The sequence below is a fragment of the Alloscardovia omnicolens DSM 21503 genome, from assembly GCF_000420505.1.
GTDB lineage: Bacteria > Actinomycetota > Actinomycetes > Actinomycetales > Bifidobacteriaceae > Alloscardovia > Alloscardovia omnicolens.
Window position 1 is genome coordinate 121079 of the sequence record NZ_ATVB01000003.1, and the last position, 18415, is coordinate 139493.

General features: G+C 47.9%; 19 protein-coding genes and 1 pseudogene. 11 read left to right on the forward strand and 9 right to left on the reverse strand.

The window, feature by feature from the left end; translation table 11 throughout:
* Positions 1-23: 23 nt before the first annotated feature.
* Together nusB and efp are read right to left on the reverse strand one after the other, a co-directional pair.
* Positions 24-752, reverse strand: a complete 729-nt coding sequence (gene nusB, locus G464_RS10460) for a transcription antitermination factor NusB (RefSeq protein WP_021617941.1) — start codon at positions 750-752, stop codon at positions 24-26.
* Between the two features lie 32 nt (positions 753-784).
* Positions 785-1348, reverse strand: a complete 564-nt coding sequence (efp, locus tag G464_RS0102290) for an elongation factor P (RefSeq protein WP_022856569.1) — start codon at positions 1346-1348, stop codon at positions 785-787.
* Between the two features lie 870 nt (positions 1349-2218).
* Between efp and G464_RS10465 the strand changes: the two are divergent.
* Positions 2219-2662 (forward strand): annotated as a pseudogene (locus tag G464_RS10465) (C40 family peptidase); the annotation flags it as partial.
* Positions 2663-3394: 732 nt separating this feature from the next.
* Here the strand turns inward: G464_RS10465 and G464_RS0102300 are convergent.
* Positions 3395-4222 carry a 5'-methylthioadenosine/S-adenosylhomocysteine nucleosidase family protein gene (locus G464_RS0102300; RefSeq protein ID WP_022856571.1) on the reverse strand — a complete coding sequence of 276 codons (828 nt, stop codon included), beginning with the start codon at positions 4220-4222 and terminating at the stop codon, positions 3395-3397.
* A 397-nt stretch (positions 4223-4619) separates the two neighbouring features.
* Between G464_RS0102300 and G464_RS0102305 the strand changes: the two genes are divergently transcribed.
* The 6 genes from G464_RS0102305 (at position 4620) to G464_RS09875 (ending at position 9769) form a co-directional block, all read left to right on the forward strand.
* A complete protein-coding gene (locus tag G464_RS0102305; RefSeq protein WP_022856573.1) occupies positions 4620-6137 on the forward strand; it encodes an adenosylhomocysteinase in 1518 nt (505 codons plus the stop codon).
* A 181-nt stretch (positions 6138-6318) separates the two neighbouring features.
* Positions 6319-7674: an amidohydrolase family protein gene (locus G464_RS0102310; RefSeq protein WP_022856574.1), complete on the forward strand. Its 1356-nt coding sequence runs from the start codon at positions 6319-6321 to the stop codon at positions 7672-7674.
* Positions 7675-7692: 18 nt separating this feature from the next.
* A complete protein-coding gene (locus tag G464_RS0102315) occupies positions 7693-8211 on the forward strand; it encodes a cupin domain-containing protein (protein WP_021617933.1) in 519 nt (172 codons plus the stop codon).
* Entirely contained in the window at positions 8202-8360 is a 159-nt protein-coding gene (locus G464_RS10470) for an ATP-binding cassette domain-containing protein (protein WP_143739574.1), read from the forward strand. The genes G464_RS0102315 and G464_RS10470 overlap by 10 nt, the downstream gene beginning before the upstream one ends.
* 131 nt (positions 8361-8491) lie before the next feature.
* The gene (locus G464_RS09870; protein WP_080651122.1) at positions 8492-8794 is read left to right on the forward strand and encodes an ATP-binding cassette domain-containing protein; all 303 of its coding nucleotides are present in this window, start codon (positions 8492-8494) and stop codon (positions 8792-8794) included.
* Between the two features lie 60 nt (positions 8795-8854).
* Positions 8855-9769 (forward strand): ATP-binding cassette domain-containing protein, encoded by a 915-nt coding sequence (locus tag G464_RS09875; RefSeq protein WP_021617931.1) that lies wholly within the window; start codon positions 8855-8857, stop codon positions 9767-9769.
* Here G464_RS09875 and G464_RS0102325 read toward each other — a convergent pair.
* Together G464_RS0102325 and G464_RS0102330 are read right to left on the reverse strand one after the other, a co-directional pair.
* Positions 9723-10064: a carboxymuconolactone decarboxylase family protein gene (locus tag G464_RS0102325; RefSeq protein WP_022856575.1), complete on the reverse strand. Its 342-nt coding sequence runs from the start codon at positions 10062-10064 to the stop codon at positions 9723-9725. The genes G464_RS09875 and G464_RS0102325 overlap by 47 nt on opposite strands.
* Before the next feature lie 25 nt (positions 10065-10089).
* Positions 10090-10530, reverse strand: coding sequence for a cupin domain-containing protein (locus G464_RS0102330; RefSeq protein ID WP_021617930.1), 441 nt, complete (start codon positions 10528-10530; stop codon positions 10090-10092).
* 153 nt (positions 10531-10683) lie between these two features.
* On the opposite strand from G464_RS0102330, the gene G464_RS0102335 reads away from it, so the two are divergent.
* The 4 genes from G464_RS0102335 to G464_RS0102350 all read left to right on the forward strand — a co-directional run bounded on the left by G464_RS0102335 (position 10684) and on the right by G464_RS0102350 (position 13961).
* Positions 10684-11523 carry an ABC transporter substrate-binding protein gene (locus G464_RS0102335; protein WP_022856576.1) on the forward strand — a complete coding sequence of 280 codons (840 nt, stop codon included), beginning with the start codon at positions 10684-10686 and terminating at the stop codon, positions 11521-11523.
* A 157-nt stretch (positions 11524-11680) separates the two neighbouring features.
* Positions 11681-12535: an amino acid ABC transporter permease gene (locus G464_RS0102340; RefSeq protein WP_022856577.1), complete on the forward strand. Its 855-nt coding sequence runs from the start codon at positions 11681-11683 to the stop codon at positions 12533-12535.
* A complete protein-coding gene (locus tag G464_RS0102345) occupies positions 12535-13296 on the forward strand; it encodes an amino acid ABC transporter ATP-binding protein (protein ID WP_021617927.1) in 762 nt (253 codons plus the stop codon). Before G464_RS0102340 ends, G464_RS0102345 begins: the two co-directional genes overlap by 1 nt.
* A gap of 5 nt (positions 13297-13301) precedes the next feature.
* Positions 13302-13961 carry a DNA alkylation repair protein gene (locus tag G464_RS0102350; protein WP_022856578.1) on the forward strand — a complete coding sequence of 220 codons (660 nt, stop codon included), beginning with the start codon at positions 13302-13304 and terminating at the stop codon, positions 13959-13961.
* Positions 13962-14009: 48 nt separating this feature from the next.
* Here G464_RS0102350 and uriT read toward each other — a convergent pair whose 3' ends face one another.
* The 4 genes from uriT to rbfA all read right to left on the reverse strand — a co-directional run bounded on the left by uriT (position 14010) and on the right by rbfA (position 18393).
* On the reverse strand, positions 14010-15425 hold the full coding sequence (uriT, locus tag G464_RS0102355) for a uridine transporter UriT (protein WP_022856579.1): 1416 nt from the start codon (positions 15423-15425) through the stop codon (positions 14010-14012).
* A 285-nt stretch (positions 15426-15710) separates the two neighbouring features.
* The gene (ribF, locus tag G464_RS0102360; RefSeq protein ID WP_022856580.1) at positions 15711-16841 is read right to left on the reverse strand and encodes a bifunctional riboflavin kinase/FMN adenylyltransferase; all 1131 of its coding nucleotides are present in this window, start codon (positions 16839-16841) and stop codon (positions 15711-15713) included.
* Between the two features lie 3 nt (positions 16842-16844).
* Positions 16845-17864, reverse strand: a complete 1020-nt coding sequence (gene truB / locus G464_RS0102365; protein ID WP_026472546.1) for a tRNA pseudouridine(55) synthase TruB — start codon at positions 17862-17864, stop codon at positions 16845-16847.
* Positions 17851-18393, reverse strand: coding sequence for a 30S ribosome-binding factor RbfA (gene rbfA / locus G464_RS0102370; protein ID WP_021617921.1), 543 nt, complete (start codon positions 18391-18393; stop codon positions 17851-17853). Before rbfA ends, truB begins: the two co-directional genes overlap by 14 nt.
* Positions 18394-18415: the final 22 nt, after the last annotated feature.

Genomic DNA, 18415 nt, shown 5'->3' on the forward strand with positions numbered 1-18415 from the left:
CCTAGAGCTTGTTGTGATGGCGTTTAATTATCGGAGTTCAACGCCTCGTCTGTATTGTTATGCGGATCTGGGAACGCATCTTCATTCTTAGATTCCGAAGACTCTGTGGACTCCGCGAAATCTACGGACTCAGTGGACTCCGTAGAATCTGCTGAATCCTCAGACGAAGTATTGGAAATGCTAAAATCAGCGAAAGAAAGATTGGAAAGATTTGTTTCGCTGCGTGTATTCTCTCCTGATGTTTCAGATGTCGAGCTAGTATCAGCTTGTGCTTCTTCTTCGTCTTTCTGAGCTTGAGCAGCAGCTTCAGCAGCACGCTTTTCTTGCCACTCAATTTCTTCCGTACGAATAGCGTCAGCATTCTTCTCAACTGTGCTGAGCACACCGAAGAGTAAATCTGGAGTATCGTCACCTGCATATGTTTTAGCTAATGCAATCGCTTCATTAATAGCTACTCCGGCTGGGATTTCATCGTTATATACGATTTCCCAAGCAGCCATGCGAGCCAAATTGCGGTCAACTGCAGGCATCCTTTTCACCTCCCACGACTCAAGTGCGTCACCGAGAGCCTTGTCTAGGGTGCGTCGATGAGCTGATACCCCGTGCACAATCTCAATGGCATAGTCTGGAAGTGGAGTTTGAGCGCCTGGATACGCAATACGCTCAGTTAAGAGGTCAGTAAATTCCTGACCTCTTACATCAGCTTCAAAAAGCGTATTCAGCGCGCGCTTACGAGCAGTGGAACGTGCCATATTAAATAGTGGTCCTTAAGTTCCTACTCGTTTTAGTTTTCGCGTCCAAGGTAGTCGCCGGAGCGAGTATCTACCTTCAAACGGTCACCTTCATTAATAAACAGTGGAACCTGAATCTCTGCACCAGTTTCCATAGTTGCTGGCTTAGTTCCTGCAGAGGAACGGTTGCCCTGCAAACCTGGCTCAGTGTGAGATACAGTCAAGATTACAGATGCTGGAAGTTCCACAGACAATGGGTTGCCATCATGGAAAGATACGATGCAGTCAGTACCTTCAAGCAGGAACTTCTCAGAGTCACCAATCAAAGTTTCTGGAATGAAAACCTGATCATAAGTGGTCATATCCATAAAGACGAAGCTATCGCCATCCTTGTAGGAATACTGCAGAGTACGGTTATCTACAGTTTCGAATTCCATCTTCATACCAGCGTTAAAAGTCTTGTCAACAATCTTGCCGGTGAGCACTTCCTTAATCTTGGTACGAACGAAAGCAGGACCCTTACCTGGCTTAACATGCTGGAACTCAATAACGCTCCACAGCTTGCCATCAAGATTAATAACGGATCCATTCTTAATATCATTAGAAGTCTGTGCCACTAAAATCACCTATTCAAACGTCGTTTTAGTATTCAACGATTAGTCATTAATTCAAAATCTTTCTCATTATGCCATATCCCCACTACTGGGCAAGTTAGCCGTGTTGCAGGTGTCAGTCAGTCTGTTGATAGTTTGGCGGTAGTTATGGATGATTATATGTAGAAACTTTTCAGCTTGAGCGAAAATATATTGTCTGTGCTACTATTTCTGTTTAGATGTTTTTGATTTTGTATATCTACTCGTTATATAGCTAAAGCATCGTACAAGAAAATCGTTGAAATCGTCCATACGAAGACCCTAGCGGGCATTTAAGGGGATATTTTGAGCTCAGGAAAGCATCGCGCAAGCTCCGCTTCTGCACCAGTAACACCTTTTAATACCCATTCAGCTTTCTTTAAGGCATCGCGAGTTTTTGCTAATAATAGAATGAGATTCAAGATTGGCGCTGTTGCTATTTCTTCTCTTCTTGTTGTTGCTCTTGCTGGTTCCACAGCATCTAACTTTGCTAACGCTACCGGCGCAGGAGTCGTTTCTGCATCTGGCGTATCTCGTAGTGAAGAGCGTTCCAGCTTAACTCAGGAAACAGCTACTGTTAGCTATGTTCAAGGTGATGAATGGAGTTTAAGCTCTGATAGTTCTGCAGTAACTGTGAAGTATGAAATGACTCCTGATCAGAGCGCTGCACGAGATAAGCTTGTATCTGCATATAACACTGCACAGGCTGAGTATGGTACATTAAGCTCTGCTTCTTCGAGTACTTTGAAGGCTTTGGCTGATGCTTTGAACACTGCAGCAGGTCATTTAGCTGATACCACGAACTCCGCAGATACTTATAACTCTGATATATCCTCATTGAATGGCACTTTGTCTAAAGCAAAGTCTAGTCATAACTCTGCTCGTTCTGCAGCTGCATCAAGTTCCTCTTCTTCTGCTGGATCATTTACCGGCACAGTATCTGGATCTGGTTCCGGCGTTGACGTAGCAAACTATAGTCTGCAGTTTGTGGGCGCTCCTTACTCTTGGGGTGGCAATACTCCAGCGGGTTGGGATTGCTCCGGTTTCGTTCAGTATGTCTATTCCCACTTTGGCGTAAGCTTGCCTCGCACTTCGGGTGCGCAGGCAGGAGTTGGTGTTGCTGTTGCATCTCTTGCAGAGGCTCAGCCTGGAGATATTATTGCTAACGGCATGCATGCAGCTATTTACATTGGCAATGGCATGGTCATGAACGCTATGAATTACGGACTGGGCACAAAGACTGCTCCAGTATCCTACGCTTTCAGTGGTAGCTATTCCATTCGCCGCGTATTGAGCTAAACAGCATTGATTTTACCTATTTTTAGGTTTTGTATAAAAGGTATAAAGGAGCCAGTTCTGTGTGAGCTGGCTCCTTTGCATATGGACGGATTGACGAATTGACGAATCAGCACATCTGTTATCTTGTAAAAGGGTTCTTCGGACTTAGCGGGGATTCAGGGAGGATGTGTTATCCAGTCAGTTCCCGTTGATTCCCTAACAGTCATGTGTCAAGACATCGTTCCGATGAAGATGGTTTGGCTAATTATGTTTTTACTTCATAAGTGAATGTCGATACGCGCAACCGATATGCCAGTTTTGAAGCCATTTTTTGCCCATCAAAACTGGCATAACAGGTGCATTAATCGGTTAAGCAGAATGGGTGAGAGTAAGAGTTCTTCGAATTTAACGAGGTGTGTAGATTGTAGGTTCGTGAAAGTTGCTAGCGCCGCACGCACACAACGCCCACGTCCAAAAATCAGATGAAATGAGCGCCTAGGAGTGCGTGAAAGTTGTCAGTGCCGAACGCTAACAATATGTGCACTCAAAAAACCTCTCAATTCCCACTCATGAGATACGCCAGCGTTGAGAGTGATTTCAGTCCTCGCTCGTGCGCGGAATCATAGAACGCTATACCAAGTCACGTTTCACGAATCACTCAAGCCCCTACGCGCTGCAATAATAAACAAATGAAATGATCTGTATTAAACAAAAGCCCCGCTAAAATACTTAGAACCACAAATCTTGTTTTTCTTATTCTTCAGCAAGTAACTTATCTGCTAGTTCACAAGCAACCTGAGCTGCTAAACCTGCGGCTGTTATCATAGCGTCTTTATGGTTATTTAGCTCTTCATAAGCTTCACCGCAGTCATTGCTATTCGAACGAATAATCAAACTTTCTATCTCGTTTTTATAACACACATGCACAACAGCTGCGCCTTCCATTTCCTCAGCGTCAGCGCCATCTTGCGAAATAAAGTCAGATAATACGGCTGGATCAGTGCTAAAAATATTGCTCGAAGCAATGGTTCCCACCGTAAAGCGATGGTCTGAAAGATTAGAAGAATAATTTTTGAGATTATCAGAAGGTATGCGAATACCCTCCTCGGTGTACATTGCAGATGCAGCATCCGCAGTGTCTGCATTATTAGCCACAGCAGTCATACTATGTGAGCGCACAACTCCCAAGGCTAAGTTAATCAGGCGTTCTGAACCTGGGAAGCTTTCCATATATGGCGCATCTTCGGCAATAATTGCTCTATCGCATTCTTCATACACGGTAGTACCGCCGAGCACAATATCCCCAAAGCCCAAGCGAGCGTTTAAGTTCCCAGCTATACCTGTGAAAAGCAAAGCATCTGGAGCACTATCAGCGTGCGCACGTGCAATAAGAATCAAAGTCTGCGCAGCGGCTGCACAATTAGTCAATCCCATACCACCGAAAGCACTGAAAACATGGTTCTTGCCATCATGGTAATGCATAATATCCAAACCGCCGGATTGCAGAAGTTTTCCAGGAAAACGCTTGCGCACAGGTTGTATTTCTTTTTCTAATGCACTCATCACAATAATCGTGGTCATGACGACCATAGTAACACCGAGACCGCGCTTCTATCGGTCAGTGCGCAAAGCAGTGCTCAAGTCAGTGGGCAGGTGAGACGGCAAAGCAGCACGCAAAACAGCAAGTATGTGAGAATGCAAAGCTAGGCATCGAACAAAGTAAGCGTGCAAGTCAGTACATAAGATTGCCTACGAATGCCGCGAGCCATCGAGAAAAAACATGTCAAAAGCGCGTCAAGAAAACTGCAAAGTATCAAGAAAAGTATCAAGTGAAACATCAAGAAAGCCCCCTCTAAATAGTGAAAAATCTCACGTATACCCCAATTATTCACGAATTTTCTACGTTCTTCCCAGCCCATTTCCAGTTTATGCATACAGCTGTCTGTACAATGGAAAGCTGGAAATGAAAAGGATAGGTATGCAAACTCTTCAATTCGCGTCTATTGTTCGCACTATTTCTCAGGCTACGAATCGTTCTCTTGCCGGAACGCGCGTATTCGTCGCATCAGATTTTCAGGAAGTGCAACCAGATAATTTTGAGGTGGCAGCAGCCGAATGGGGTCTCCGCCTTGTCCATGACGAAGCCGAAAGCACCTCCTGCCCTATTATTCTTCACTCAACATATGCACAGGTTGATGGAACGAGCATGGCGTATTCGCAAACTGGTATGTCTTTTGCTCAACCTTTAACCGCGCAGGAAAATATTGATCGCGCCCGTGCAGGTATGCCTGTGGTGAGCTATTTGTCGGATGAACTGAAAAAATCAGGTATTCTTCGCGGTGAGCGCATTGCTATCAGCCTTATTATCGAGCCGAAAACTGCTGTTTTAGCGTTAGAACTTCAGGAAGCAGGAGCGGATGTGGCAATTTATGCTACTGCTGCTGAGGTTAATCAAGATATTGCAAACGAGTTGTCTTTGCACAGTATTCGCGTTTTCGCGAATGAAAATTGGACTCCTGTTCAGGAGCATGAAGCAGCTTTAGCTTTGCTCGATGAATTAAAGCCAACAATTATTATCGATGACGGAGCAAGTTTTGCACGTCTGGCTCAGCTTGAGCGTCCTGAACTGATGAAAAATATTAAGGGCGTAGCTGAGGAAACCACTTCGGGCATCCGCGCTTTTGAAGCGATGGAGAAAGATGGAGCGCTCACCTTCCCAGTTATTGCTTCTAATGATTCCATGCTTAAAACAGGTTTTGATAATGTGCATGGTACAGGTGAATCCTGCGTTACTACTTTCTTGTCGATTATGGGAGACAGCTACGTTGAGCGCAATACGGGCGTTGCTGTGATTGGTTTCGGCCCGGTTGGCCGCGGTTTTGCGCGTCGTATGCGCACGCTGGGTTATCGTGTGGTGATTGTTGAGCGTAACGCTACGGCCGCTCTTACCGCTCAGTATGAGGGCTTCGAGATTATGCCGCTGGCTGAGGCTGTGCGTAGCTGCAACTGTGTGATTAGTGCTACGGGCGCTGTTCATACTATTGATTTAGAAACTTTACAGTCCTTGAGCGATGGCACTGTTGTGGGCGTTATTGGAGGAATCTCTAATGAGATTGCTTTGGATGATTTAACCGCGCTGACGCATCAGCATATCGCTCCGTCTGTGCCTGTTACTCCGCTTGACTTAGGTAATGATTCTACTGCTTTACTGCTTGCAAGCGGTGATGGTATGAATTACACGGTTAGCGGCGGAAATCCGATTGAGATTATGGATTTGAGTTTTGCTGTGCAGCTTAACGCAGTGCAGATGCTTGCAGAGAATCATGGGGAATTAGGTGCACGCGTAATTCGCATGGATACGACTATTGATGAGACGATTGCTCGTTCTGCTCTGTACGCCCGCGGTGCTCAGATTGATGAGCCTAGCGAGACGGAAACAGACTGGACGCGCACGCGCTTTAGCGATGGTTTGCAGCGTGAGGGCGCGGAACACTAGCGGGCGTGAGGGCGGTCGCGAGCGAGGGTTGTGAGCGAGCGCAAGCAAGGGTGAGGACGCAAGCAAGTGCGAGAGCGCAAGCAAGGGTGAGGACGCAACTAAGTTTCCTCAAACCGTTGCACACTCACTCCACACCCCACATAAAACTACGCACAATGCTACATAGAAACGAGGGCACTTTATGAACGACTTAAGTACTGTTGTTGTCTATTCAGCTTCCCTCGTCTTACCCGTAACTGCTCCAGCTTTGCCTGGCGGATCAGTTGCTGTATACCAGGGTCGCGTAGTACATGTGGGTACTCGCTCTTGGGTGCTTGAGGCTTTATCTGAAGGCCCACTTCGTGCCCATCGGATTGTGGAACATCATTTTGATGGTGTCCTTTTGCCTGGTTTAGTCAATGCCCATACGCATTTGCAATACACCGGTATGGCTTCTGTGGGAGAAGGCACGTATAACAATTTTCAAGAGTGGAGCGACGCTTTCGACACCATTTACGATGATGATAGCCTGCACAAGCCATGGAGACAGTGGGCACATGAGGGAGCACGTCAGCTCGTGCGTTATGGTACGACGGCTGCCGCAGATATTGCTACTGATTTAGAAGCGGCTGGCGCATTACACTCCCAGGGAATGCATGGCATTACCTATTGGGAAGTGATGGGCTGGGAAAACGAAAAGTGGCGAAGTCTAGGACCTGAATGGTTGCGTGATCAATTAGTGCAAGCCTCGCAGCAAGACGTTGCCGAGCTGGGGATTAGTCCGCATGCCCCGTATTCTTTGGATTCGGCTCCGTTTTTGGATTTGCCCGATATTGCCCGTGGTATGGGTATGCGTTTGCATATTCATTTGGGAGAAACACCAAGTGAAGCTGCAGATGATAATTCTGATCAGCTCTACTCCCCTGTAGAGCGTTCCTGGCGTTCTCATCATTGGGATAGTTATCCACAGTTGAAGTCCACCGGTGCGCATGTTTCTGCTATTCAGTTCGTCGATCAGCTTGGCAGTCTGGGACCTGATATTCATATTGCGCATGGAGTCTATGCCAATGCCGAAGATCGCCGCATTTTGCGTCAGCGTGGCGTAGGAGTTGCGCTGTGTCCACGCAGTAATCGGATTACATGCACGCAAAAGGATGCTCCAGTAGCTGACTATCTTCGCGAAGGAAATCTTGTCTCTGTGGGCACCGATTCCCTCTCCTCTTCCCCAAGTCTTGACGTTCTCGACGATGTGGCTGTTCTATACGATTTGGCGCGTGAGCAAGGCTATAATCGTAGCGATTTAAGTCATCGCCTTATTCGCATGATGACTCTTGGCGGAGCAGAAGTTATGGGACTTAATGTGGGTTCTCAACGCATTGGTCAAATTAATGCTGGTGCTATGGCTGATTTAGCTTTCCTTGATATTCCTGTGAATCTCAGTTCCGACGCTGCCTACGAAAACACGCTCGAGCGCATTGTGCGTGAAGGTGCAGGAACAAATCGCGCTACAGTTATAGCAGGACGTGTTGCGTATAACGATAACGTTTTCGCTGAATAACATACGAAGGAGCGCGCTATGGTCAATCTCAATCCAGTTGAAGCTGTTCATGCTGCTATTACGCCACCGCTGAGCCAGTATGCTCGCAATATGATTGCTCATTTAGATTTAAGCGCTCATCCTGAAGGTGGCTGGTATAAGCGCACATGGCAAAGTCCTTTAGAATATGCTGATTCTGCTCGCCCTCTGGCTTCTCTTATTTATTTTTTGCTACCCGAGGGCGATTTTAGTGATTGGCATTTAGTTGATGCTGATGAACTGTGGCTGTGGCATGGTCCTGCAGAGATTGAATTAGAAGTGTGCGATGTAGATCCGCGTAGCTTAAGCGCCGATGAGCTTAAAGCACAAACTACGCGCACTGTTTTATCTGTTCGCGAAAATAACGCTTATGGAGCTGCTGCACAATGTCTTGTTCGCGCTGGACAATGGCAACGCACGCTGCCAACAAAATCAGATGCTTTAGTGTCGTGTGTAGTTAGCCCTGGATTTACTTTTGACGGTTTTACCGTTATTACCGAGGAAGATACATGTCAATAATTTCGTGCAACCATGTGAGTTTTTCCTACTCATCGCGCGTAATTCTCAATAATATTTCTTTCACGTGTGAAGACCGTGACCGCTTATGCATTGTTGGACCTAATGGCGCTGGCAAAACAACACCGTTCGTATTATCCGCCATAAATTAGAGCCAGATGCAGGCACTGTATCGGGTCCAGAGTGACACAATGTAGGAGATTCAGCAGTAACGATTAACAATCTTTTTACTGCTGCCACCGCATACGACCGTCATCTTCTCGATGCGTTTAATACCGTAACGATGCAACTGGCAGATAATCCGAGCAATGCTGAGCTATCGTCCACCTACGATGATGTGCTGGCTCAGTTAACACAGCGTGATTCGTGGTCTCTCGAAGCTCGCATAAGCGATATTGCTCACGGTTTACAGCTCGATATGCTGGATTTTTCACGACCTATGCTGTCGCTTTCTCCTGGTCAGCAGGCTCGCGCTGAAATGGCGGCTATTCTGCTCCAACGTCCCGAAGCACTCATCTTAGACGAACCAACGAATCATATCGATGCTCAAACACGCGAATTTCTTATCGAAACGGTAAGTTCATGACCAGGTGCGGTACTCTTTACCAGTCATGATCGTGATTTTATTGAACGTATCTCCACAGCTGTGCTTGATTTAGATACTGGCCCGTTCCAGATTTACCTCAATAACGACGATGCGAATGGTATTGTGCGTTGTAACGGAGCATACAGCGATTACATGCGCGCAAAAGAAGATGCCAAAGCTACGCATATAAAACTTCATGAGCAACAGGAAGCGCAACGCAGTAAACTAACTGCTCATCGTCGCGCTTCTGAACAAGTAACGAATAAGAACTACAATTCAAAGTCTGAGCAAGGTATTTCTACGAAGTTTTTTGCGGACCGCGCTCAAACTGTTTCAGCCAGACGCAAAAGTGATGATGATCGTCGTCTCGAAGCACTTGCTGCATCAGAAATCCGTAAACCCCGTTATGAAGGCTTATCTATTGTTTTGCCTCGCCCAACTCAGCGTTTAAGCGGAGTTATCGTATCAGCTCGTAATTTTAGCATTACTAAGCGTTTAGCTCCTGTCTCTTTTAGCATGAACGCAGGCGATCATCTGCTCCTTACCGATCCAAATGGTTCAGGAAAGTCAACGCTCATGAGCAGTATTCATGCTCGTGATGGTCTTAATGCTCAATCATCGGCTTTCGTCCCTCAATCTTTACCGCAACCGGTTGATGAGCTCATAACTGAGCAGGTGTGGACGAACGGTATTGGTCAAGCGGGTAAAGGTTTCTTACATCCGCAATATTGGTCCGTCGGAATCAAAGATCTATCGGATGGAAACAAGCGTCGCGCTCAACTAGCTTTGGCTCTTGCGAGCGCGCCTGCAGTACTGCTTATCGATGAGCCGACGAACTATCTCAATCTCGATACGATTGAATCCTTGGAAGCAGCTATGCAATCGTGGGAAGGAACGCTCATTATTTCTTCCCACGATCAATGGCTCATTAAGAATTGGGCTGGTCGGCGTCTGACCATACATCCTGTGCCATAGAAAAAACTGCCCATGCCACAGGCCAGCCTGCATAAAAGGCGGCCTGGGTAATAATGGCAGATATTTCCTCGCGGGTAATGCCGTTCTTTTTAGCTGTCTCAAGATGATAGCGCAGCGAGTCATCTACTAATCCGCGTCCCATAAAAACACAGATAACTATAGTGCTTCGCGTTTTCAGGTCGAGACTTTCGTCTGCCCAAATCTGTCCAAAAAGTACGTCATCGTTTAGCTGAGCAAAATCTGGTGCAAATTGTCCGAGACGGTCACGCCCTGCTGTTTGTTTTATCCCACGCATATGTGTCGTGCTCTTTCCTTTTACCTTATTTATTCAACTTACTCAACGCAGCGTAATCGTCTGTATTAACTGGCTCGAACCACTCAGTCTCACCAGCCGTAATAGCAATATGGGAGAACCAACTGCCTTGAGCAGCACCATGCCAATGTTTTACGCCCTGAGCAATAACATAAACATCTCCCGGCTGTAAGCGCACAGCAGGCTTGCCCTCTTCCTGTACCCATCCTTGTCCCGCAGTACACAGCAAGACCTGATAGCCCGTTGTATGCGCATACCAATGATTAATGCAGCCCGGCTCAAAACTGACCTGTGCCATAGACCAGTCAATATTTGCCTGAGCAGGTACGAGAGCCTTCAGAAAAGACTCACCTGTGAAATATTGAGAATATGCCTCATTAGGATTACCAAAACCGAAGGGGTTAGATTTTACTGATTGCTCGTTATAGCCACCGTTAATATCACTCATAGAAACCAGTATAAAAGTATTGAAAATACTTGTCTTTCGTTATACACACACCTGTGAAAAGTGGTTATAAAACTTCTTCAACCTGCTTGTACTTGTACTAGGGTTTTCGATACGATTAGACAGCAGATTTTTTGAGAGAAAATGGAGTTCCGCATGTTGAATACAAAGAATTTTGGTCGAGCTCTTGTTGCTGGCGTTACCGCTACTGTTTTGGCTTTTGCTGCTGCATGCGGTTCTACAGGCGTTCAAAACAATAGCGCTTCTGAAACTGTTACCGATGGAAAACTCACTGTTGCAACCGGTGAACCTGCATACACTCCATGGGTATTGAACAACAAGCCTGAATCAGGTGAAGGTTATGAAGCTGCAGTGATTTATGCTGTAGCTAAGGAATTGGGCTACAAGGATAGTGATGTGAAGTGGACTCGTTCCACCTTTGATTCCGCTATTGCTCCAGGCGCTAAGGACTGGGATATGAACATCCAGCAGTTCTCAATTACTGAAGACCGCAAGAAAGCTGTGGACTTCTCCCCTAGCTACTACAACACTACCCAGGCTATGGTTGTTCAGTCCGATAATAAGTTTGCTAATGCCACTTCTTTAGCTGATTTGAAGGATGCTGTGATTGGTTCTATGACCGGCACCACCTCTTATGAGCAGGCTAAGGCAAAGATTAAGGACGACATCAAGTTGTATAACAACAACGATGATGCTGTGGCTGCTTTGTCTTCTGGTCAGATTGATGTTCTCGTGGTAGATACTCCAACTGCTGTGAACATGGTGGAGTCTGGTCAGGCTGGCAAGACTGGTAAGGTTTTGGGTCAGATTGCCGATTCTGAGGATAAGGAAGGCATGGGTATTCTCTTGCCTAAGGGCTCCAAGCTCACCGCTAAGGTAACCAAGGCTATTAACACCTTGCAGGAGAACGGCACTTTGAAGCAGCTGCAAGACAAGTGGCTGTCTGCATACACCACGCTGACTGTGTTGAAGTAGTTGGCGGTTAGCGAAAGTTAAAAGCTTACAGAGATAGAGAGAGCGGCATGGCATGGTTGTATGACGTGCCGCTTTCTGCATTTTTTGTATAATTACTATCGTCCCTTCACTCACCCACTGCGCACGCATTGTGCGAACCACTGTAAAAGAGACATTCATGGCTACATTTGATCCATCTACAGTAAGTGCTGTAGAGTTCGAACGCGAGAAATATCGCAAATCCGAAAGTCTTAAATCGGTTATAACCAGTATTGTGAGCGCTATTGTGCTTATTGCGGTTATTGCCACCTCCTTGCACTACTCCCCTGGCTGGGAACGCGTAAAGTTCACCTTCTTTAACTGGGAGTATTTTGTTAAGTCGCTACCCGTTGTAGGCCAAGGCTTACTGTTAAACATTCAGGTGCTGTTCTTCGCCGTGATTGGCGTGGCTGTTTTCGGCACGCTTTTAGCTTTGTTACGCACCAGCCGTAGCGCTGTTATGCTGCCACTGCGTTGGATTGCCGCCTTCTATACCACGGTGATGCGCGGTATTCCTATGCTCGTTGTGCTGTATTTAATTGGTTTCGGTGTTCCAGGTTTGGTCACCACCCGCATTTCGCCTACGGTGTTGGGCACAGTGGCTGTTGTGTTGAGCTATTCAGCGTATATAGCCGAGGTTTTGCGCGCCGGCTTTAACGATGTGCATCCGTCTCAGCGCGCTGCTGCCCGCTCTTTGGGCTTAACAAACTTACAGACCATTCGTATGGTGGTTATTCCTCAGGCTTTGCGCAAGGTTGCTCCAGCGCTGATGAACGATTTTATTTCCATGCAAAAAGACGTCGGTTTAATCTCCACCCTGGGTGCGGTGGATGCGATTCGTTCCGCTCAGATTATGCAGGCGCAAACCTACAACTTTACGCCGTATATTACCGCGTCTGTCTGCTTTATCTGCATGAGCGTTCCGTTTATTCTGCTCAATGATTGGTACGCCGCTCGCCTGCGTAAGCGCGAACTCAACGGAGGGATTGTTTAATGACTGCTCAGACTGCTACAGAATCTAAAGCTGTTTTGCGCCTCGATGGCGTAACGAAAGCGTATGGCACGAACCTTATTCTCGACCACATTAGTTTCGACGTGCACGAGCACGAAGTTGTGGCGCTACTTGGTCCGTCCGGTTCGGGTAAGTCTACGCTCATGAAGTGTGTGAACCTGCTTGAACGTGTGAATGATGGCCAGATTTGGCTCGGCGATACGGATATTACCGACCCTCGCGAAAATGAGAATGCCATTCGTTCACGCATTGGCGTGGTTTTCCAACAGTTCAACCTGTTCCCACACATGACTGTTATAGAGAACATTATTTTGGCCTCCACCCACGTGTTGAAGCGCGATAAGGTCGAAAGCGTGGAGAAGGCCACGGAGCTGCTCGAGCGTATTGGCATGGCAGATAAGGCGAATTCGTACCCCGATCGCCTCTCGGGTGGTCAGCAGCAGCGTGTGGCGATTGTTCGCTCGCTTATGACCGACCCGGAACTGCTTTTACTCGACGAGATTACCTCGGCTCTCGATCCGATGCTCGTAGGCGAGGTTCTCGAGATGGTTATGGAGCTCAAGCAGCAGGGCACCACGATTTTGATGGCTACGCACGAAATGAGTTTCGCTCACCAGGCAGCCGACCGCATTGTACTGCTGCGTGACGGCCACATTATTGAGGACGGCACCCCGCGCAAAGTTATGGAGGAATCCACGAACCCGCAAACACAGGAGTTCTTTAGCTACTTTAGAAACCTCTAAAACTCATGACCCCTTTCGATCAGATTCGCTCGGTTTTCGAGGTTCACGCTGATACCGCAAGAGCCGAGCAGATGAGCCATTACATGCGCGACCAGTTCGCTTTCTATGGCATCGCTTCACCAGAGCGCAAGAAACTGTACACTGATTTTTTGCGCGAGGAGAAGAAAAAGAAGCTGATTGATTGGGGTTTTATTGATTTATGCTGGGCTGATCCGCATCGTGAGTTTCAGTACTGCGCTCTCGATTACCTCGTACGTATGAACCGTTTCGTTGAGTTTGACGACCTTGACTTGCGCATTCGACAGCTGGTCGAAACGAAATCCTGGTGGGATAGCATTGATGTGCTGTGCAAAGTGGTTGGTTCGGTAGGCCTACGCGATGAGCGTGTTGCTGAGCTGATGCGTTACTGGGCTACAGATGAGAACATATGGATTCGTCGCTGCGCGATTGAACATCAGCTCGGACGTAAAGAGAATACAGATACAGCTCTCCTCACCGAAATTATCGAGGCGAACCTCAAGAGCACTGAATTCTTTATTAATAAAGCTATCGGTTGGGCTTTGCGCGATTATTCCAAAACGGATCCTGATTGGGTGCGCAACTTTATTTCTTCCCATCCTGATTTAAGCGCTCTATCTGTGCGTGAAGGCAGTAAATACGTATAAAAAATGGCGTATGAGTCGACACTCATACGCCATAACTATTAGGTTATCTTACTCGTTGCTACCTGGACGAGGAATTAAGAACGACGCTGCAAAGCCGAGCACAACCAGAATCAAACCGGTCATCATAGCAGCGGTGTAACCTGCAGTTACGCCGCTCGCCTGAGAGACGACGTTCTGCGCTGCGTAGAGAGCAACGTAGCTCAAACCTGCACCCAAGTTGAAGGCGCCAGCGTTCAAACCTGGCAAGTAACCTTCGTTATCCTTTGGAGAAAGCACAATACCCAAACCATTGAGCATAATATTTACTGTACCGGCATAGCTGAAACCGAGGATAACAGATACGAGAACCAAGCCCCATACATTCGCATGACCTGCCACAAAGAAGCCGAGCGCTACGCCTGCGAGGGTAACAATCATACCGCCGCGCAAAACCTTCAAGTAGCCGAACTTGGAAGCCAAAATACCAGCAACTGGGCCGAAAGCCAAACCAATCAGAGCGTATGGAGTCAGCGTTGCGAAGGATACAACATCGGCACCCAAACCGGTACCAAACTTAGGATCTTGAGCAATAGCTGGAACGATACCGTTCATCACTGCGAATACACCGGTCATGGTCAAAGTGGTGGTAATAAGCAGACCCCAGGTGCGGCGCTGCTTCATATAGAAGGTGGAGACCATTGGATCTTTCTTGCGCTTCTCTGTCTGCCAGAAAGCAATAAAGGAAGCAGCAGAAATAACAATCAAAATAATGGCATACGTCCAGTTAGCAGCAGCGAGCTTCTGCATCTCGTTAATCGCGGTAATAAGCGTACCCATTGCCACAACAAGGAAGATAGCGCCCAGCCAGTCCATAGCTGGAGTTTCTGCAGCAGTGCTTTCCTCAGCAAAGAGGAAGACGAGGATAATTGCTGCAGCCGCAATAATGGCCATAACCCAGAAGACAGCGCGGAAGCCCCAGTTACCTGCGAGCCAGCCACCGAGCAGAGCGTCAACGCCTGCGATACCGCCGTTTACCGAGGTGAGGATAGCCATGAGCTTGGTGTACTGCTTGTCCTCAGTAACGCGCTGATGCAACATAATCAAACACATTGGAACGATAGGACCTGCAGCACCCTGGAAGATACGACCAATCATAAGGAAAGTGACGTTTGGAGCCAAAGCAGAAATAGCGCAACCAATCGTGGTGGCTGCGAGCATACCAAGCAGAACCTTCTTGCGGCCCATTAAATCAGCCATACGAGGCAGGAACAGGGAGAACAATGCAGCTGCGGTAAAGAAGATAGTCTGAGTTAATGCGATGGAAGCAGCGCTCGTGTTAAGCTCGTGCTCCATTGTTGTTAATGCTGGGGAGAGCATGGACGCGTTGAGCTGGAAGGCGAAAATAGCGACCAGCAAAGCAACCATCAAAGACACAATCGACTTACCGCCGGTGTCGAGGCCTTTCTTCTCTTTCAATTCACTCACGTGAAACTCCTTTGTGTTGAGTGTCAATTGAAATTCTCGGTTGGCGCTTCTTCTTTCCTATCTGCTCCAACCCACGATATTCCACATTGAAATTCTTATACTCCAGTAGCATATACCCGTTTTTGGTTAAACGCAAAACCTAAGGAAAATCGCGGTGTTTCGCGCATGAATTCTTCCTCAATTGCACGCGGTATTAATTCACCTCGTACTACACAAACAAGCCAAATCTTTTGGTGATTTCTTGTAGTACGAGGTGAATTAATCTTTTAGTACAATATTGTGACCCTACACGTTCAACCCGCGCACACGCTCCACGTCACGGGCCATCTGCTCCACCAATGCATCTGCAGACTCGAAGGTGCGCATTGGACGCAGATAGTCAGTAAATTCCACACGTACACGCGCATCATACAGATTAAACTCAGAGTCAGGAACATCTACACAATAGGCTTCCACGCTGCGTGAGGTCTCAGAGAAAGTGCTGTTCGTCCCCACAGAAATAGCAGCAGCGTAATGCTCGCGAGAAGCGCCATCCTCCCCTAGCACCGTCACATAGCCAGCATACACACCGTCAACCGGCACGAACCCATCGATCTGACCACAGTTAGCTGTTGGGAATCCCAACCCACGTCCGCGAGCTGCCCCATGCTCCACTACTGCGTCAATGCTGTGCGGACGACCCAAAATTTCTGCTGCATCGTGCATGCATCCGCGAGCCAGTAAAAAGCGAATCATCGAGGAACTATAGGCACGCGTTGCCACACTGTTATGCTTTTTTGTCCATGCGCGCAGCTCAGCTTTGGTCATGCCAGTCATCGGATTATGCGGCTCGCCATCGTTTTGTGGTACCGCATATTCCAACGTCCGTGGCACGAATACACCAGACGGACCGCAGTCATCAACAACATCCAGCTCGAAAACGCCGGTTGCAGCACTCAACTTAGCAATCGCACCGATATTACCTTCGCGACCCTTTCCCATCGTTGCGTCCATGCCGAGCACAAGAGTTCTCATACCGAGCTTGCCCACAAGCTGACCGAGGAAGAAAATATACGTGCGCGCCGCAAACTCAAGCGTATAACGCACAACGAGAGCATAATCAAACCCTGCCTGCTCGATCAGCTCGAGACGATGGTTCAAGCTCATCACAGCAAGCTCGTCCGCATATTCGGCCAACTGCTCGCCGTCATGCGAGACCGCGTAGCTGTGTACAACGCTTGGACGCGGATCGAAAGTAATCGCTACGCTTGGCACGTCATACTGCTCAGCCAAGGCACGCGCACGGTTAAGCACCGCCTGATGCCCCTTGTGCACACCATCAAAATTACCAATGGTCACCACAGCGCGCTTCTCGTCGCTCAAAGTTGGCCATTCAACAACCCCGTCGCTATTCGGTTCGAGATGAATAATGTCCATTATTTAACCTTCCTGAATAAGAGTTGCAAGTTCACGAGACGTTATAAAAACTGTTGACGGCTTGCACACATGCTTCTTCCACGGTTCCAGCAACGCCATCAGATGCGTTTTATACGATGCCGCCACCGCATGCGGAATACTCAGCTCCAACGGTCGCCCGAAACTAATAGCGACCGCTTGCTCATCGCTCAGTTCAATCATCGGCAGGGTTGCTGCCGCTGCTTGGAACGGCGTAATAATGTGAGCACTCAGCGCTTCCTGGTTATCGCGTAAACCGTCCGGATACACGGCTTTCATTCGGCGCTGCTCTACTCCATCGCGATCAGTAAACACACGCTCGACCGCGCTAAACTTAATCGCCATAGCGTCGTCTGCATTAAAGTTCCCGACACGTTCGCGCCGCAGCATCGTTAAGTATCCGCCTACACCGAGCAGTTTGCCCAGATCGCGGCCGAGAGCACGGATATAAGTGCCCGCTGAACAGGTAACGCGCGCATCCACGTCCACGAACGCCGCTTCGGCATGGCGTACATCGAGTACATCGAAACTGCTGATAGTAATATCTTGTGCTTTCAGCTGCACATCCTCACCGCTACGCGCAAGATTGTAGGCACGCTGACCGTTGATTTTCTTGGCCGAGAAAGTGCTCGGCACCTGTTTTATCTGACCAACGAGCTGCTCGTTGATTGTGGAAACGATTTTTTCGCGCGTCAGCTCAGTTAAGCGCTGGCTTACTTCTTCTTGATTATCAGGATAGATAAGCTCTCCGTCTGCATCGTCTGTTGTTGAGCGCAGACCGAGGCGAATAGTCGTCATATAAGTTTTATCTGTTCCCACAATCGAGTTGAGCAAACGGGTAGCCGAGCCGAAACCAATAACGAGTACGCCTGTAGCCATCGGATCGAGCGTTCCCGCGTGCCCTACCTTCGAGGTGTGCAGAAGGGATCGACAGGCTGCAACCACATCATGACTGGTTACACCCTGCGGCTTGTCGACAATCAGGACGCCACTACTCATCGTCATCCATAATGATGGTCAGATCGAAATCTTCGTCATCATCAAAGTCATCACCAAAGTCAAGCGTAAAATCATCGCTCTCATCGTAACTATCTGCAGCCTCTTCTTTATGCTTATATGGGTCTGCTTCACCAGCGTACTGCGCGTTCTCACGCAAACGAGCCAGCTCTTCGTCACGCTTTCGAGCCACAACAAGCACATCATCTACTTGTGCCGCATGACCTTGTAAAGCGTCAAAAACAAAGAAAAGTTGCGGAGTTAAACGCAAACCTGCTGTACGTCCTACTTTAGAGCGTAAATGACCTTGAGCTTGTTTCAAAGCTTGAGCGGCACGTTTCTTTTGTCCTTCTTCGCGGCCTTTATCGCCATAAATGGTCCAGAAGATGCGAGCCTGCTGCATATCGTTTGTAACGCGTACTTCGGTAATCGTTACGCCGCGTAAACGAGGATCATGAATATCTTTTTCCAAGGCATTCGCAACAACGCGCTGGATAAGCCCAGCAATGCGTACTGCGCGAGGATTTGTTCCTGCCATAATCAGTCCTGTTCCCTATCTT

Excerpts from the sequence above, each read along its gene's own strand:
- G464_RS0102330 (WP_021617930.1), bottom strand. The coding sequence starts at position 10,530 with ATGAGTGATATTAACGGTGGCTATAACGAGCAATCAGTAAAATCTAAC.
- G464_RS0102335 (WP_022856576.1), top strand. The coding sequence starts at position 10,684 with ATGTTGAATACAAAGAATTTTGGTCGAGCTCTTGTTGCTGGCGTTACC.
- nusB (WP_021617941.1), bottom strand. The coding sequence starts at position 752 with ATGGCACGTTCCACTGCTCGTAAGCGCGCGCTGAATACGCTTTTTGAA.
- G464_RS0102340 (WP_022856577.1), top strand. The coding sequence starts at position 11,681 with ATGGCTACATTTGATCCATCTACAGTAAGTGCTGTAGAGTTCGAACGC.
- G464_RS0102345 (WP_021617927.1), top strand. The coding sequence starts at position 12,535 with ATGACTGCTCAGACTGCTACAGAATCTAAAGCTGTTTTGCGCCTCGAT.
- G464_RS0102310 (WP_022856574.1), top strand. The coding sequence starts at position 6,319 with ATGAACGACTTAAGTACTGTTGTTGTCTATTCAGCTTCCCTCGTCTTA.
- G464_RS0102350 (WP_022856578.1), top strand. The coding sequence starts at position 13,302 with ATGACCCCTTTCGATCAGATTCGCTCGGTTTTCGAGGTTCACGCTGAT.
- G464_RS0102305 (WP_022856573.1), top strand. The coding sequence starts at position 4,620 with ATGCAAACTCTTCAATTCGCGTCTATTGTTCGCACTATTTCTCAGGCT.
- truB (WP_026472546.1), bottom strand. The coding sequence starts at position 17,864 with ATGACGATGAGTAGTGGCGTCCTGATTGTCGACAAGCCGCAGGGTGTA.
- G464_RS0102325 (WP_022856575.1), bottom strand. The coding sequence starts at position 10,064 with ATGCGTGGGATAAAACAAACAGCAGGGCGTGACCGTCTCGGACAATTT.
- ribF (WP_022856580.1), bottom strand. The coding sequence starts at position 16,841 with ATGGACATTATTCATCTCGAACCGAATAGCGACGGGGTTGTTGAATGG.
- G464_RS0102300 (WP_022856571.1), bottom strand. The coding sequence starts at position 4,222 with ATGACCACGATTATTGTGATGAGTGCATTAGAAAAAGAAATACAACCT.
- G464_RS09870 (WP_080651122.1), top strand. The coding sequence starts at position 8,492 with ATGCAACTGGCAGATAATCCGAGCAATGCTGAGCTATCGTCCACCTAC.
- G464_RS10470 (WP_143739574.1), top strand. The coding sequence starts at position 8,202 with ATGTCAATAATTTCGTGCAACCATGTGAGTTTTTCCTACTCATCGCGC.
- G464_RS0102315 (WP_021617933.1), top strand. The coding sequence starts at position 7,693 with ATGGTCAATCTCAATCCAGTTGAAGCTGTTCATGCTGCTATTACGCCA.
- rbfA (WP_021617921.1), bottom strand. The coding sequence starts at position 18,393 with ATGGCAGGAACAAATCCTCGCGCAGTACGCATTGCTGGGCTTATCCAG.